The following is a 15,893-nucleotide window of genomic DNA, read 5'->3' on the forward strand; positions in this document are numbered from 1 at the left end:
GATGCTGCCTTTGGTCGCCCTGGTTGGACGGCCGAATGTCGGCAAGTCGACCATATTCAATGCACTGACCCGTACACGTGACGCCCTGGTCCATGACCAGCCCGGCGTCACCCGGGACCGCAACTATGGCGTCTGCCGGCTTGACGAGGACAACCATTTCCTCGTCGTCGATACCGGCGGCATCGCAGAGGAAGAAGAAGGCCTGGCTGGTGCTACCACGCGCCAGGCCCGCGCTGCCGCTGGCGAAGCTGACCTGATCCTGTTTGTCGTTGATGCCCGCGAGGGCACCTCGGCGATGGACGATGAGATCCTGGCCTGGCTGCGCAAGCTGTCGCGCCCGACGCTGCTGCTGATCAACAAGATCGACGGCACCGACGAGGACACCGTGCGTTCGGAGTTCGCCCGCTACGGCTTCAGCGAGATGCTGACCGTGTCGGCCGCCCATCGCCAGGGCCTGGACGACCTGCTGGACGAGGTCATCCAGCGCCTGCCGGAAGAGGGCAGTGGCGAAGAGCTGGACAACGATCCGAACCGCGTGCGCATCGCCTTCGTCGGCCGCCCGAACGTGGGCAAGTCGACCCTGGTCAACCGCATCCTCGGCGAAGAGCGCATGATCGCCTCGGACGTGCCGGGCACCACCCGCGATTCGATCTCGGTGGACCTGGAGCGTGACGGTCGTGAGTATCGCCTGATCGACACCGCCGGCCTGCGTCGCCGTTCGCGCGTGGACGAGGTCGTCGAGAAGTTCTCGGTGGTCAAGACCATGCAGTCGATCGAGCAGTGCCAGGTGGCCGTGCTGATGCTCGACGCCACCGAAGGCGTGACCGACCAGGACGCCACCGTGCTCGGCGCCGTGCTGGATGCCGGCCGCGCGCTGGTGATCGCGATCAACAAGTGGGACGGCCTGACCGACTACCAGCGCGAGCAGGCGGAAACGATGCTGTCGCTGCGTCTGGGCTTCGTGCCGTGGGCCGAATCGGTGCGCATCTCGGCCAAGCATGGTTCGGGCCTGCGCGAGCTGTTCCGTGCGGTGCACCGCGCGCACGAGTCGGCGAACAAGACCTTCACCACCAGCGAAGTGAACAAGGCGCTGGAAGTGGCCTACGAGACCAACCCGCCGCCGACCATCCGCGGCCATGTCTCCAAGCTGCGCTACGTGCACCCGGCCGGCGCCAACCCGCCGACCTTCATCGTGCACGGCACCCGCCTGAAGGAACTGCAGGAGTCGTACAAGCGCTACCTGGAGAACTTCTTCCGCAAGCGCTTCAAGCTGATCGGTACGCCGGTGCAGTTCATCTTCCGCGAGGGTGCCAACCCGTACGAGGGCAAGAAGAACGTGCTGACCGAACGGCAGGTCAAGGCCAAGCGGCGCTTGATGAAGCACGTCAAGGGCAAGTGATTCACAGGAAGGCGGCCGCAGGGCCGCCTTTTTCGTTGTGGCGCGTTACGGCGCACTTTCTCAGGCGCTGCCCCACGGCAGCAGCACCCCGCGGAACCTCATCCTGCCCGATGCCAGGCGGTCATAGGCCTCGGTCGCGTGGTCCAAGTCAAACGTCTCGACCATCGGCTTGACCTTGCCGGTGGCGGCAAGCGCCAGCACTTCGCCAAGGTAGTGCTGGCCACCATGGGTGGCGCCGATCACGCGCTGGCGCATCATGTGGAACGGTACGCCGTCGGACGAGATCGAGAAGGGCTGGCTGAAGTCCAGCCCACACAGCACGACGCGTCCATCGACACGCAGGCCGGTCATGGCTTCTTCGGCCGAGCTGAATTCGTTGGTGGTCACCAGCAGCACGTCGGCGCCGCCGATCGCCTTCAGTTCCTTGCCACTGGCAACGACCTGGTCGGCGCCCAACTGCAAAGCAAGTGCATGCTTGTCCGCAGAATGCGTGATGGCGATGGTCTCGAAGCCACAGGCTCTGGACAGCTGCAGGGCGACGTGGCCAAGCCCGCCGATGCCAAGTACCGCGATCTTTTCCCGTGGCTGGGGTGCCGCATCGCGCAGCCCGCTCCAGGTCGTGTAGCCGGCACACATCATCGGCGCCGCATCCACGTAGGAGAGTCCGTCAGGCAGCAGTACCGTGCCTTCGGCGGAGATCGCGATGTACTGGGCATGGCCGCCCTGCGCGGCGAAGCCGGTGGTGCGAGGTGCATCGCAGTTCATCGCCGTCTGTCCGGACAAGGGACGGTTCTCGCGGCAGTAGGGACAACGCCCGCAGGAGGACTGGACCCACGTGGTGCCCACGCGATCGCCCACTCGGCGCGAGTGCACGCCGGCGCCCACCTCCACCACTTCTCCGACTACTTCGTGCCCGGGCGTCTGGGGATAGATGTCGCCACCGTAACCCTGGGTTGCCCATACATCGGTGTAGCACATGCCGGACGCGTGAACCTTGACCAGTACCTGGCCCGCTTCGATCACGGGTACCGGGACGTCCTGTACCTGCCACGGCTTGTTCGGCCCGGTCATCACAACCGCCTTCATCATCTTCATCGTCTTGATCCTGTCTCGGTGGATGAGCGCCGAGGGCCTGCGCCCGCGACAGCGCTGAGCGTAGAATCCGCTGACTATCAAGACAATCGCTTCAATATCTGACGATATGGTGAATCTCATTCAGCAATCGGGTGGGGGTGATCTGGCGGCCTTCACCGCGTTCCTCGCAGTGGCAGCGCACCGCAGCTTCCGCAGTGCGGCGGCGGAGTTGAACATCACCCCGTCGGCGATCAGCCATGCCATCAAGACGCTGGAGCAGCGGCTGGGCGCACGCCTGTTCAATCGCACCACGCGCAGCGTCTCGCTGACCGACGCCGGCGAGCGCCTGGCGGAAAAGCTGCGGCCGGCAATGGCGTCCATTGAGGAGGCGCTGCAGTCGGTGGATACCGAAGCGGGCACGCCGCGTGGCACCGTCCGCATCAATGCCAGCGAAGGGGCCATACGGCTCGTGCTGAAACCGGTGCTTGCACGGTTCCTGCGCCAGTACCCGCAGGTGCATCTGGACATCGTCAGTGACGGCAGGTTGGGCGATATCGTTTCGGACGGTTTTGATGCGGGTATCCGCCTTGCCGAAGCCGTGCCGCGGGACATGGTGGCGGTAGCGGTGACGCCCCCCATGCGGTTCGCGGCGGTTGCCTCACCGGCGTACCTGCACGCGCGTGAACGGCCACTGCGGCCGCTGGATCTGCATCAGCACGACTGCATCCGCTTCCGGTTCGAGAGCGGGGCGATCTATCGCTGGGAGTTCGAGCGCCAGGGCGTCACCGAGCGGGTGAACGTCTCCGGGCCGATCACGCTGACGGACCAGCCGTTGATGGTCGACGCCGCCGTTGACGGCATCGGTATTGCTTTCGTTCCCGAGCATCTGGCGCTGGAGCCGTTGGCCGATGGTCGCCTGCTTCGGTTGCTTGAGGACTGGTGTCCCGAGTTCCCCGGTCTTTCGCTGTACTACCCGGGCCATCGGCATGTTCCTCCCGGGCTGAAAGCGCTCATCGGTGTTCTTCAGCAGCAGGTTGGAAGCAGGCAGCCGGCATAGCGCCGGGCAGGGGTCAAGCCAAGGCAGGGCCGGGCGGCCTGCGCGATAATGCGGCCATGAGCATTCCAGAGCTTTCCCCCGAACAGGCGCGTGCGCGCGTGGCCCATGGCGCGGTGCTGATCGACGTGCGCGAGGCGCATGAGCGGGCCGGCGGCATGGCCGAAGGCGCGCGCGGCGTCGCCAAGGGCGAGCTGCTGGCTGACGCGACCGCGTACCTGCCGCGGCCGGAACAGGAGATCCTGCTGATCTGCCAGAGCGGCAAGCGCTCGGCCGATGCGGCGCAGGCGCTGCTGGATGCGGGCTACACGAATGTGAGCTCCGTCGCTGGCGGCACCGTCGCCTGGCGCGAGCTGTCGCTGCCGCTGGTGCAGCCGCTGACCAGCGCCGCCGACCGCGATTTCTACGACCGCTATTCGCGCCATCTGCTGCTGCCGCAGGTAGGCGAGGCCGGCCAGCGCCGCCTGCAGCAGTCGCGGGTGCTGGTGCTGGGTGCGGGCGGGCTGGGTGCACCGGCCGGCTTCTATCTGGCGGCGGCCGGGGTAGGGCACCTGCGTTTCGCCGACCACGACCGTGTCGAGCGCAGCAACCTGCATCGGCAGATCGTGCATACCGAGGCCAGCGTTGGCCAGCTGAAGGTGGATTCGGCGCGCGAGCGTCTGCTGGCATTGAACCCGTCCATCGAGGTCGAGGCCGTACCCGAGCGGGTGACCTCGGAGAACGTGGATCGCCTGCTGCAGGATGTCGATGTAGTGCTGGACGGTTCGGACAACTTCCCGCTGCGCTACCTGCTCAACGACGCCTGCATCAAGCACGCCACGCCGATGGTCTACGCCGCCATCGAACGCTTCGATGGCCAGGTGAGCGTGTTCGATGCCGGCCGCCAGCGTGGCGTGGCACCGTGCTATCGCTGCCTGTTCCCGGAGCCGCCGCCGCCGGAGTTCGCGCCGAACTGCTCCGAGGCGGGTGTGCTGGGCGTGCTGCCGGGCTTGGCTGGGGTGCTGCAGGCCACCGAGGTGCTGAAGCTGCTGCTGGGCATCGGCGAGCCACTGGTGGGGCGCCTGCTGCGCTTTGATGCGCTGGGCATGCGCTTCCGTGAGACCGGCATCGGTCCGGACCCGCAATGCCCGGTGTGTGCGCCGGGTGTGCCGTTTCCGGGGTATATCGACTACGCCGCGTTTTGTCGGGACGGGTGAGCCGGTCGGCGCGTCATCCACGCATGGCGTGGATCTACTGGGGTGGGCGAACCCGGTTGGGCCTCATCCACGCATGGCGTGGATCTACTGTAGAGCCGAGCCTGCGCTCGGCTGCTCTTCGCGCTGAGGCCAGAATCAGCCGAGCGTGGGCTCGGCTCTACAGGTCATGGCTTCGGGATTGTGCCAACCAAGGTTGGCACCTACCGAAGCATGTGCATGGTTTCGGGATGATGCCAGGGGCTAGTCCGGGCATCGTTCCATCTCCAAGACAATAAAACGCAACGTACATGCTATTGCCGTCATCGGTGTTGCTCTATCGTTAAGTCCGATTTCGATTTCCGGGGAACCCACCGCATGGCGGTAGAAGCAGCGACCAGCGAGCTGGTCAAGGTCGTCGCCCTCTTGGGCGCAGCGGTGGTGATGGTGCCGCTGTTCCGTCGGCTCGGCCTGGGCTCGGTGCTGGGCTACTTTGCCGCCGGCCTGGCGATCGGCCCGTTCGGGCTGGGCTGGTTCTCCGACCCGCAGGCGATCCTGCATACCGCCGAACTCGGCGTGGTCATGTTCCTGTTCGTCATCGGCCTGGAAATGCGGCCTTCGCACCTGTGGAGCCTGCGCAAGGAAATCTTCGGGCTGGGCACGCTGCAGATCGTCACCTGCGCGCTGGTGCTGACCAGCATCGCCAAGCTGTTCGGGCTGCCGTGGCAGATCGCCTTCATCGGAGCCACCGGTTTCGTGCTGACCTCCACCGCGGTGGTGATGCAGTTGCTGGCCGAGCGCGGTGACATCGCGCTGCCGTCCGGGCAGAAGATCGTCTCGATCCTGTTGTTCGAAGACCTGCTGATCGTGCCGTTGCTGGCGCTTGTTGCATGGATGGCGCCGGCTGCAGGCAGCGCCGATGGCGAGGGCTCGCGCTGGATGTCGGTGGCGATCGGCGTGGGCGCCATCGTCGGCCTGGTGCTGGTGGGCCGCTTCCTGCTCAATCCGCTGTTCCGCGTACTGGCCGAATCGAAGGCGCGCGAAGTGATGACCGCCGCCGCACTGCTGGTGGTGCTGGGTGCGGCGCTGCTGATGCAGCTGTCCGGCCTGTCGATGGCGATGGGCGCGTTCCTGGCCGGCGTGCTGCTGAGCGAATCGACCTTCCGCCACCAGATCGAGGCGGACATCGAGCCGTTCCGCGGCATCCTGCTGGGCCTGTTCTTCCTCAGCGTGGGCATGGCGCTTGACCTGGGCGTGGTGGCCGGCAACTGGCCGATGATCCTCGGCCTGGTGGTGGCGCTGATGGCGGCCAAGGCGCTGTGCATCTACGTGGTGGCGCGACTGATGGGCAGCGACCATGCGCAGGCGCTGGACCGTGGCGTGTTGATGGCGCAGGGCGGCGAGTTCGCCTTCGTGCTGTTCTCGGCCGCTGCGAGCGCCGGCGTGATCAGCCTGGACATCAATGCCAACTTCACCGCCGTAGTGGTGCTGTCGATGGCACTGACGCCGCTGGTGGTGCTGGTCTACAAGCGCGTGGCGCCGAAGCCGACCGTCAGCATGGAAGGCGTGGATACCGCCGATGGCCTGTCCGGCAGCGTGCTGCTGATCGGCTTTGGCCGCTTCGGCCAGGTGGCCAGCCAGTCGCTGCTGGCCCGCGACGTGGACGTGACCATCATCGACAACGATGTGGAGATGATCCATAACGCCGAGCGCTTCGGTTTCAAGATCTATTACGGCGACGGTACCCGCTTGGACGTGCTGCATGCCTCCGGTGCGGGCAGTGCGCGGGCGGTGGCGGTGTGCGTGAACAATGCCGAGGATGCCGACCGCATCGTCGAACTGGTGGCCCATCAGTTCCCGCAAGCCAAGCTGCTGGTGCGCTCGTTCGACCGCGAGCATTCGCTGCGGCTGATCCATGCCGGCGTGGACTTCCAGATCCGCGAAACGTTCGAGTCGGCGCTGCTGTTCGGGCAGGCCGCGCTGGTAGAGCTGGGCGCGGAGGAAGACGACGCCCGCGAGATCGCCGAGCAGATCCGCGAGCGCGACGCCGAGCGCTTCGAACTGGAAATGGCCGGCGGCAATCTGCGTGCCGGCGCGCACATGGTGTTCGGCACCGCGCTGCCCGGCGTGCCGACACCGACGCCGTTCACCGCGCCCAAGCGCAAGGCGCGCACGCTCAATGCGGATGACGTGCCGGAAGAAGAAGAGGAATGATCGCCACGCGCCGCGCTTCGCGCTCGCCGGGCATGGCCCGGCGCTACCGGGGTGTCGCGCGATTCGTGGGTAGCGCCGGGCCATGCCCGGCGAGTGCAGCGGGCGATCGCAGCGGTGGGCGAGGGGGCGTGAATCGGGGACAATAGCGTCCCCGCCGCCCCACGCCCGCACCCGATGACCGACTCCGCCCCCCAGCTTCCTGCCCGCATCCTCGATGGCCGCCGTATCGCCGAGGACCTGCTCGACAGCCTGAAGGTGCGGGTCGACGCCCGTGTCGCGGCTGGTGGCAGCCGCCCGGGCCTGGCCGTGGTGCTGGTGGGTGGCGACCCGGCCTCCACCGTGTACGTGCGCAACAAGCGCCGCGCGGCAGAGAAGGTCGGTATCGAAGCCTATGACTACGATCTGCCGGCCGGCACCACCGAGGCCGAGCTGCTCGACCTGATCGACCAGCTCAACGCCGACCCTAAGATCAACGGCATCCTGATCCAGCTGCCGCTGCCGGGCATTCCCGATGCACGCCGACTGATCCAGCGCATCGACCCGCGCAAGGACGTGGACGGCTTCCACCCGGAAAACGTCGGCCACCTGGCCCTGCGCGAGTTCGGCCTGCGCCCGTGCACCCCGCGCGGCATCACCACGCTGCTGGGCCACACCGACCAGCCGGTGCGTGGCCGCAACGCCACCATCGTCGGCGTCAGCAACCACGTTGGCCGGCCGATGGGCCTGGAGCTGCTGATTGCCGGCTGCACCGTGACCAGCTGCCACAAGTTCACGCCCAAGGACGTGCTGGAACAGGCCGTGCGCAACGCCGACATCCTGGTGGTGGCGGTGGGTCGCCCGGGCATCGTGCCGGGCGAGTGGGTGAAGCCGGGCGCCGTGGTGATCGACGTGGGTATCAACCGGTTGGATGACGGCCGGTTGGTGGGTGATGTCGGGTTTGAGGCCGCTGCCCAGCGGGCCAGCTGGATCACCCCGGTGCCGGGCGGCGTGGGCCCGATGACCGTGGCCACGTTGATGCAGAACACGCTGGAAGCGGCGGAAGCCGGGGCCTGACCGGGCTGGGGTGCTTGCGGTGGGGCGTGGTAGCGCCGTGTGTCTTTTGTGGGTGGGTGCCGACCGTTGGTCGGCACAATGCCAGAGGATGGGATTCCTGCTGGGGTATAGGTGTCTGATGGATAGTGCGGACCAACGGTCCGCACCCACCAAGGGCGGTGGTCCGCACCCACCAAGGGCGGTGGTCCTCACCCGCCAAGGGCGGTGGTCCTGGGGCCCTGAACAGATCTTCGCCCGCGCGACACTGCGTCGCATCTACCCCCTGCCACAGGCCGCCAAAACAGGGTAAAATGTCGCGCTTCCCCACATCTCGGGTATGCCGATGCTGCGCATCCAGGCTGAAGCTCTCACCTACGACGACGTCTCGCTCGTCCCCGCTCATTCGACCATCCTGCCCAAGGACGTCAACCTCGAAACGCGGTTGACGCGCGACCTGAAGCTCAAGCTTCCGATCCTGTCCGCCGCCATGGATACCGTCACCGAAGCACGCCTGGCCATCGCCATGGCACAGCTGGGCGGCATGGGCATCATCCACAAGAACCTGAGCGTGGAGCAGCAGGCCGCTGAAGTGGCCAAGGTCAAGAAGTTCGAGGCCGGTGTCATCCGCGACCCGATCACCGTCGGCCCGGAAACCACCATCCGCGACGTGCTGGCCCTGACCCAGGCGCACAACATCTCCGGCGTGCCGGTGGTGGGCAGCGACGGCCTGCTGGCCGGCATCGTGACCCATCGCGACATGCGCTTCGAGACCGAGCTGGACGATCCGGTCCGCCACATCATGACCAAGAAGGATCGCCTGATCACGGTCAAGGAAGGCGCCGCGTCGGATGAAGTGCTGCAGCTGCTGCACCGCAACCGCATCGAAAAGGTGCTGGTGGTCAATGACGAGTTCGCCCTGCGTGGCCTGATCACCGTCAAGGACATCCAGAAGAACACCGACTTCCCGAACGCTGCCAAGGACATCGCCACCCGCCTGCTAGTCGGCGCGGCCGTCGGCGTCGGCGGCGATACCGATCGCCGCGTGGAAGCGCTGGTCGCTGCCGGCGTGGACGTGATCGTGGTTGATACCGCGCACGGCCATTCGCAGGGCGTGCTGGACCGCGTCAGCTGGGTCAAGAAGAACTTCCCGAACGTGCAGGTCATCGGCGGCAACATCTGCACCGGTGAAGCCGCGCTGGCGCTGCTGGACAGCGGCGCGGACGCAGTGAAGGTGGGCATCGGCCCGGGCTCGATCTGCACCACGCGCGTCGTTGCTGGCGTGGGCGTGCCGCAGATCACCGCGATCGACCTGGTGGCCGAAGCGCTGCAGGACCGCATCCCGTTGATCGCCGACGGTGGCATCCGCTACTCCGGCGACATCGGCAAGGCGCTGGCCGCCGGTGCCTCCACCATCATGATTGGTGGCCTGCTGGCCGGTACCGAGGAATCGCCGGGCGAAACCGAGCTGTTCCAGGGCCGTTCGTACAAGAGCTACCGCGGCATGGGCTCGCTGGCCGCGATGGAGAAGGGGTCCAAGGACCGCTACTTCCAGGACGCCGCCACCGCCGACAAGCTGGTGCCGGAAGGCATCGAAGGCCGCGTGCCGTACCGCGGCCCGGTGGGCGGCATCATCCACCAGCTGATGGGCGGCCTGCGCGCCACCATGGGCTACGTGGGCTGCGCCACCGTCGAGGACATGCGCAGCAAGCCCAAGTTCGTGAAGATCAGCGGCGCCGGCCAGCGCGAGAGCCACGTCCACGACGTGACGATCACCAAAGAGCCGCCGAACTACCGCTCCTGATGCGGGACGAGCAAAGAGGAACGAGGAAGCTGATTCCCGTTCCTCTTTCTCCATCTGCCGCTGAAAAATTCTGACGTTTTCGTTTTCCCTACTGCATTGCCGGGGCGCCATGACCAACATCCATAACGACAAGATCCTCATCCTTGATTTCGGCGCGCAGTACACGCAGCTGATTGCCCGCCGCATCCGCGAGCTGGGCGTCTACTGCGAAATCTGGGCGTGGGACCACAACCCGGCCGAGATTGCCGGCTTCGGTGCCAAGGGCATCATCCTGTCCGGTGGCCCGGAATCGACCACGCTGCCGGGCGCGCCCGCCGCGCCGCAGGAAGTGTTCGACAGCGGCCTGCCGATCTTCGGCATCTGCTACGGCATGCAGACCCTGGCCGCGCAGCTGGGCGGTGCCACCGAAGCGGCTGACCAGCGCGAATTCGGCCATGCCGAAGTGAACGTCATCAACCCCGATGCACTGTTCAAGGGCCTGAGCGACCACGGCGGCGAGCCGAAGTTGAATGTCTGGATGAGCCACGGCGACCACGTCTCCGTTGCGCCGCCGGGCTTCACCATCACCGCCACCACCGACCGCATTCCGGTGGCCGCCATGGCCAACGAAGAAAAACGCTGGTACGGCGTGCAGTTCCACCCGGAAGTGACCCACACCCTGCAGGGCCAGGCGCTGCTGCGCCGCTTCGTGGTGGATGTGTGCGGCTGCCAGACCCTGTGGACCGCCGCCAACATCATCGACGACCAGATCGCCCGCGTGCGCGAACAGGTGGGCGATGACGAAGTGATCCTGGGCCTGTCCGGCGGCGTCGATTCGTCCGTCGTGGCCGCGCTGCTGCACAAGGCCATCGGCGAGAAGCTGACCTGCGTGTTCGTGGATACCGGCCTGCTGCGTTGGCAGGAAGGCGACCAGGTGATGGCGATGTTCGCCGAGCACATGGGTGTGAAGGTGGTGCGCGTGAATGCCGCCGACCGTTACTTCAACGCGCTGGAAGGCGTGAGCGACCCGGAAGCCAAGCGCAAGATCATCGGCAACCTGTTCGTTGAGATCTTCGACGAAGAGTCGAACAAGCTGAAGAATGCCAAGTGGCTGGCGCAGGGCACCATCTACCCGGACGTGATCGAGTCGGCCGGCAGCAAGACCGGCAAGGCGCATGTGATCAAGAGCCACCACAACGTGGGCGGCCTGCCGGAGCACATGAAGCTGGGCCTGGTGGAGCCCCTGCGCGAGCTGTTCAAGGACGAAGTGCGCCGCCTCGGCGTCGAGCTGGGCCTGCCGCGCAGCATGGTCTACCGCCATCCGTTCCCGGGCCCGGGCCTGGGTGTGCGTATCCTGGGCGAAGTGAAGCGCGAATACGCTGAGCTGCTGGCCAAGGCCGATGCCATCTTCATTGACGAGCTGCGCAAGGCCGACCTGTACGACAAGACCAGCCAGGCGTTTGCCGTGTTCCTGCCGGTGAAATCGGTGGGCGTGGTGGGTGATGCGCGCGCTTATGAGTGGGTGATTGCGCTAAGGGCGGTGGAGACGATTGACTTCATGACCGCGCATTGGGCGCATCTGCCGTATGAGTTCCTGGGGACGGTGAGCAACCGGATCATCAATGAGTTGCGGGGGGTGTCGCGGGTTGTCTATGACATCTCGGGGAAGCCGCCGGCGACTATTGAGTGGGAATGAGTTGAAGAACGAGGGCGCCGAGAGGCGCCCTTTTTGCTTTTGAATCGTTGGCTCCGCCGAGCCGGAGGCTAAGCCGTTGTGGCTCGCATCGCGCTGGCTTTCGCTGCGCGATGGATCGAAGAGCCCCGCAGTTATTCGTTGGTCGCGAGGCGATGCCAACCTGAGGCGCACAAAGACCTTGCTTTGCAAGTCGAGGCGTGACTTGAATGGAAAGATTGGGTCTATAAATTGCTCTAATCTTGAATTCCCGAATTATGTCCGTCATCTTGTGAAGTTTTGCTCGTCCGACTAGTATTCGCGTTGGCTGGATGACACGGATGAATTCTTTGTTGCTCTTGCCGCGTGGCCGAGCCGCTGGATTCGGCATTTTTTGAATGGGGGGAGTATGTGGGAGTCGCTTGGTTTTAGGGAAAGTCCATACAATACCAATCCACTTAAGGCTCGTGCTGAAGATGTTGAGCTCTTGGTTGGTCGATCAAATGAGACGGTTGAGTTTTGCACGACGTTGGATACGGCAAATCAGGGTCTTTTGATCCTATCTGGCGTTCCCGGAGTTGGTAAGACCAGTTTCTTTAATGTGCAGCAGTATTTGCTTGAAAATGACCTGTCGCTCTTTGGCCCAAAGCTTCTTGCGGCTCGAAATTTGTGCCCTGTGCAGCCCTCCGATTCGGTGAGAGAAATCGCGCTGCGCGCTCTGGATTCGTTGCATAGATCTATTCTTTCTTACTGCAATGAAAATAATCATCAGATTCCTTCCGAAACCAAGAAGATTGGGAAGTGGCTTCGTGGCGAAGACAAAGGCTTTGAGCTCGGTCTGCAGATAGCAGGGTTTGGGGGCAATATAGGAAAGTCTGTAACTTTGCCCTCTGTCAGTGATGCGACTTTTGAGGCAATTGCTGACGCTATACATGTCCTTGGTGCTGAGGTCTGTAGCTACCTTCATCGTGATTGCGCCATAATCACTCTCGACAATGTCGAGAACTTGGATCAGGACAAGCTCGGAGAGCTTCTCATCAGCTTCCGCGATACGCTTTTTAGTATTCCTAATATCTGGTGGGTAATCATCGGCCAGAGTGGACTTGGAAGCTTGGTGCAGTCACTTGATCCTCGTGTTTTTGAGCGTACTTCTGGCTCAGGGATCGAAATAAAACCTATAGAACTTGAGGAGCTGCACGAGGCAATCTCGGTTAGAGTTAAGCGGTTTCATAAGAGTGGAGATGGTGTCGCTCCGTTGAGTAAGAAAGTGCACGAGCGCCTTTTTGAAGCATCTCATGGAGAAATGAGATTTGTTTTCAAGTATAGTAATAGTATATGTATGAAGCACGTTGAGGATACTAGGAAGGATATTCTTGATTTTCCGGCAATTAAGGAAATGCAGAGAAAGCCAGGTTTGAGGGCGGCTTTTGATGCGGCGCTAAATGATGCTATCGCGCGTATGATGATAAATTCTCATATCCCGGACATTAAGTGTGATTCATATCTGCGTAGAATTGTTGAGAGTGAATTGTCTGGATTGCAGTTGAAGCCAAAAGAGAAGGGTGTCCTGAACGCGATTGGAGATAGGCAGCAGGCTCGGCCCAGCGACTTCAAAGAGTTTAGTGTGAAGTCGATGCAGGACTTCTCTAGTAATTACCTATTGAAGCTCTATCATCAAAATTTGCTCGCTCGAAAGCAGGAAGGGAAGGCGGTCAACTACAGGTTGAGAGGGATTAGTTATATCGCTCATGCCTGCGGGTTGCTTAAGTAGTTTATTTTTGGTTAATTGGACGGTCGCGTGGAGATAATTTTGCTGTCATCTTCGGCCTTAGATAACATGGTTGCTGTTTTTTAAGGTTCAGAATGAATGGTGTCCCTCAGTGTTCCTCATGGGAATTAGCCCCGGCCCTGTTGGAGATTCATTCTGGGCGAACCTCCCGACAAGCCCACTCAACCAAGCCCCGGCAAGCTAAAAACAGCCCATCCACAACCCCCTCATCTAAATGCCGCTCCGGCTCCGCTGCCACCCGGCAGCGGTCCGCCGAATGAAGCACCTCCAGCACTGTCAGCAGGCCCACCAACGCGCGCTCGGTCCTCGCCAGGCTCACGCGGCGTCCGGGTGATACATCGTTCTCCGGCCAGGGCAACCCATCAGCCCCTTCGCAGTCGCGCATGCGCTTGAGGATGCCGAGCAGGGAGTTCAGGTCGGGCAGCGGCGTGTCGTCGTTGATGGGCTCAACAACGGTGTACGAAGAGAAGGTCTCGGATTCATTCATGACGTCGGTTTCCTTGGCTGTGCTTAACAGCGCCACCGCGTAAGCGGGGTGGCGGACGATGCGTGGCTGCAAACCGGACGTCAGTTGTCAGTACCCGGCGGGCCCGAAGGCCCCCACGCACCGCCCGCCATAAAGGCCGACGGATTACCCGCCGGCACCGGTTAAGGGCGGTGCCGACGGGTAAGCGTAAACAACTAACAGTTCGGGTTTGCAGACCCGGCCACCCGTTGTCGGTGACGCGCCATGGTGTTTACGCCGTCACTCCGAATGCAAATTGAAATTCGCGAAGAAATCGCGGAATTCGAGAGCGAAGATCTATTGTTACATGCACCATTCGTGCAGCACGCGACCCCACAAGACGTATTCGTGCAGACGCCCTGCTGATTGCGAATCAAAGCGACGCAATCGCCGATATCGCAAGCGAATAGCGCGACGGTGTTCTTTGCAACAGTTCTTAGTCCGCATCGGGTGGCCACGCCGCGTGATCTGCCGCGTGGTCCGAAAATCGGTTCAAACCCGACACCGTAAGCAGGCATCGCATCCTTAGCAGACGCCGCCCTCAACCCCCGCCGCATTCCCCACCAACAACTCGATCATCGCCCGCGCCGCCGCCGACTGCCGCCGATGCGGCGCATAGATCACCGAAAACGGGCGCGACCGCCCCCGCAGCTGCGGCAGCACTTCCACCAACTGCCCACGCTGCAACCGCTCGCGCACGATGAACTCATAGCTCTGGCAGATGCCGATGCCCTGTTCTGCCAGCTACACCACGCCCAGCACATCGTCGGAGGTCTCGATGGACGAACGCGGCAGCCAGTCCACGTCGCGCCCGCCGTCGCGGAAGATCCACGGTGCAAGCCGCCCGGTGCGCGGCATCACGAAGGGCAGGCACATGTGCTGCTGCAGGTCGTCCAGCAGCAGCGGGGCCTCTTCCAATGTACGCGCTACCAGCCCGCTGTCCGGCAGCTGGCCCAGGCGGATGGCCAGGTCGAAGCCTTCGGCCACTAGGTCCACGTTTCGGTTGGTGATGTTCAGTTCCACCTGCACCTGTGGGTACTGCTGCGCAAAGCACGCCAGCACGGGCGGCAGCCGGTAGTGGCCATAGGTGGTGGGCACGCTCAGGCGCACGCGGCCGGCCAGCGCACCGTCCTGGGCCGGCACGTCACACTCCGCAAAGTGATCGTGCTTGCGTAGCGCAGTTGTCGCGTGCTAGCATTTTGCTACATCGGTGAGGTTGGCCGACTAACCGCCTTTCGGCAAGCTAAAGGGGGGCCTTATGGCTCAGTTGAATATACGCATTCCGGATGCGGAGAAGCAGGTCGCTGAGGAGGTGGCAAAAGCTGCTGGATTCAGCCTAGGTGAGTACCTCGGAACGGTTGTGTCATACATGGCAACGCACCGAACGTTGCCAGTTGTGATCAGGTTTAAGCCAGTAGCAATTAAGCCTGAGGAGATTTTTCAGCAGGCAATTGTGAACTTTCGCAATGCGTACATGAAGATCGATCATCTCTGTGAGCACGTCCTGCGCGAAGGTGAATTCACTCCGCTCGATGAGGTTCGGCATCTCACGGGTGATATTGATGCCGCAAAGGACTTTTACGAGAAGTACGAAGCCCAAATTGCATTAGCAGCAGGGCAGCTGGAGATGCTGCCGATCTCGTCGACCGAGTATCACAATTTTGCTCGGTGCCGAGAGCATTTTCCCTCCATTCCGGGATTGTTGAGGTCGGCAATTCGCCATGTGTTCATGGATAATCGTCCTGTCAATGGCCAGGACATTGCCGAAATGCGGACCTTTCTGCGGCGGGCTGCAGAACAGATCAATATTCTCCAGGATATGGCTGGAAATGAAATTACGTCCGAAGCACTCAGTGCCTTCTTTATTCGTGATGTTGAGGATGCCGCACTTTGCGCGCTGAGGGCGACCCGTGAGCGGGAAGCATACTTAGTATGTGTCGCTTGGAGTAGACGAATGACAATCCATGTCCGACAAGCTGAGGCCCATTTTCAGAGTTTGGGTGTTGTCGAAGATCTCGCGGAGTTGTCGATAATCTGGACCAAGCTTCGGGAGCTTGCTAAGGCTGTTCATGACTATATCGAGCGCAAATCTGAGCCGATGGGTGGCTTCGATATGAGTCTGCTCGATGAATTGAAGATGCTTACCTCTGCCTACATTCAGCGTGTTTCCCCTCCTGAAAAGTAGGCCGGTAAAAGAGGGGG

General features: G+C 62.8%; 11 protein-coding genes and 1 pseudogene. 9 read left to right on the plus strand and 3 right to left on the minus strand.

Annotated features, from left to right (window positions below; all coding sequences use genetic code 11):
* The first annotated feature begins 1 nt into the window (after position 1).
* The gene (der, locus tag AC27VL_RS05305) at positions 2 to 1,399 is read left to right on the plus strand and encodes a ribosome biogenesis GTPase Der (protein ID WP_025874993.1); all 1,398 of its coding nucleotides are present in this window, start codon (positions 2 to 4) and stop codon (positions 1,397 to 1,399) included.
* 60 nt (positions 1,400 to 1,459) lie between these two features.
* Here the strand turns inward: der and AC27VL_RS05310 are convergent, their stop codons facing one another.
* Entirely contained in the window at positions 1,460 to 2,614 is a 1,155-nt protein-coding gene (locus AC27VL_RS05310; protein WP_488765726.1) for an alcohol dehydrogenase catalytic domain-containing protein, read from the minus strand.
* Between AC27VL_RS05310 and AC27VL_RS05315 the strand changes: the two genes are divergently transcribed.
* The 7 genes from AC27VL_RS05315 to AC27VL_RS05345 all read left to right on the plus strand — a co-directional run bounded on the left by AC27VL_RS05315 (position 2,613) and on the right by AC27VL_RS05345 (position 13,168).
* On the plus strand, positions 2,613 to 3,530 hold the full coding sequence (locus AC27VL_RS05315) for a LysR family transcriptional regulator (RefSeq protein WP_488765825.1): 918 nt from the start codon (positions 2,613 to 2,615) through the stop codon (positions 3,528 to 3,530). The two genes, AC27VL_RS05310 and AC27VL_RS05315, sit on opposite strands and share 2 nt — an antisense overlap.
* Before the next feature lie 56 nt (positions 3,531 to 3,586).
* Positions 3,587 to 4,723, plus strand: coding sequence for a molybdopterin-synthase adenylyltransferase MoeB (moeB, locus tag AC27VL_RS05320; protein WP_488765727.1), 1,137 nt, complete (start codon positions 3,587 to 3,589; stop codon positions 4,721 to 4,723).
* 354 nt (positions 4,724 to 5,077) lie between these two features.
* Positions 5,078 to 6,913 carry a monovalent cation:proton antiporter-2 (CPA2) family protein gene (locus AC27VL_RS05325; protein ID WP_488765728.1) on the plus strand — a complete coding sequence of 612 codons (1,836 nt, stop codon included), beginning with the start codon at positions 5,078 to 5,080 and terminating at the stop codon, positions 6,911 to 6,913.
* Positions 6,914 to 7,087: 174 nt separating this feature from the next.
* Positions 7,088 to 7,966, plus strand: a complete 879-nt coding sequence (folD, locus tag AC27VL_RS05330) for a bifunctional methylenetetrahydrofolate dehydrogenase/methenyltetrahydrofolate cyclohydrolase FolD (RefSeq protein WP_488765730.1) — start codon at positions 7,088 to 7,090, stop codon at positions 7,964 to 7,966.
* Between the two features lie 322 nt (positions 7,967 to 8,288).
* On the plus strand, positions 8,289 to 9,746 hold the full coding sequence (guaB, locus tag AC27VL_RS05335; RefSeq protein ID WP_140227099.1) for an IMP dehydrogenase: 1,458 nt from the start codon (positions 8,289 to 8,291) through the stop codon (positions 9,744 to 9,746).
* A 109-nt stretch (positions 9,747 to 9,855) separates the two neighbouring features.
* Positions 9,856 to 11,421, plus strand: coding sequence for a glutamine-hydrolyzing GMP synthase (gene guaA / locus AC27VL_RS05340; RefSeq protein WP_087803572.1), 1,566 nt, complete (start codon positions 9,856 to 9,858; stop codon positions 11,419 to 11,421).
* Positions 11,422 to 11,806: 385 nt separating this feature from the next.
* Entirely contained in the window at positions 11,807 to 13,168 is a 1,362-nt protein-coding gene (locus AC27VL_RS05345; protein ID WP_488765732.1) for a hypothetical protein, read from the plus strand.
* A gap of 148 nt (positions 13,169 to 13,316) precedes the next feature.
* Here the strand turns inward: AC27VL_RS05345 and AC27VL_RS05350 are convergent, their stop codons facing one another.
* A complete protein-coding gene (locus AC27VL_RS05350) occupies positions 13,317 to 13,673 on the minus strand; it encodes a hypothetical protein (protein ID WP_488765734.1) in 357 nt (118 codons plus the stop codon).
* Between the two features lie 543 nt (positions 13,674 to 14,216).
* Positions 14,217 to 14,846 (minus strand): annotated as a pseudogene (locus tag AC27VL_RS05355) (substrate binding domain-containing protein); the annotation flags it as partial.
* Positions 14,847 to 14,949: 103 nt separating this feature from the next.
* Here AC27VL_RS05355 and AC27VL_RS05360 point away from each other — a divergent pair.
* Positions 14,950 to 15,876: a hypothetical protein gene (locus AC27VL_RS05360; protein WP_488765735.1), complete on the plus strand. Its 927-nt coding sequence runs from the start codon at positions 14,950 to 14,952 to the stop codon at positions 15,874 to 15,876.
* Positions 15,877 to 15,893 lie beyond the last annotated feature (17 nt).

This window comes from Stenotrophomonas sp. 14P6.2.3 (genome assembly GCF_057799055.1).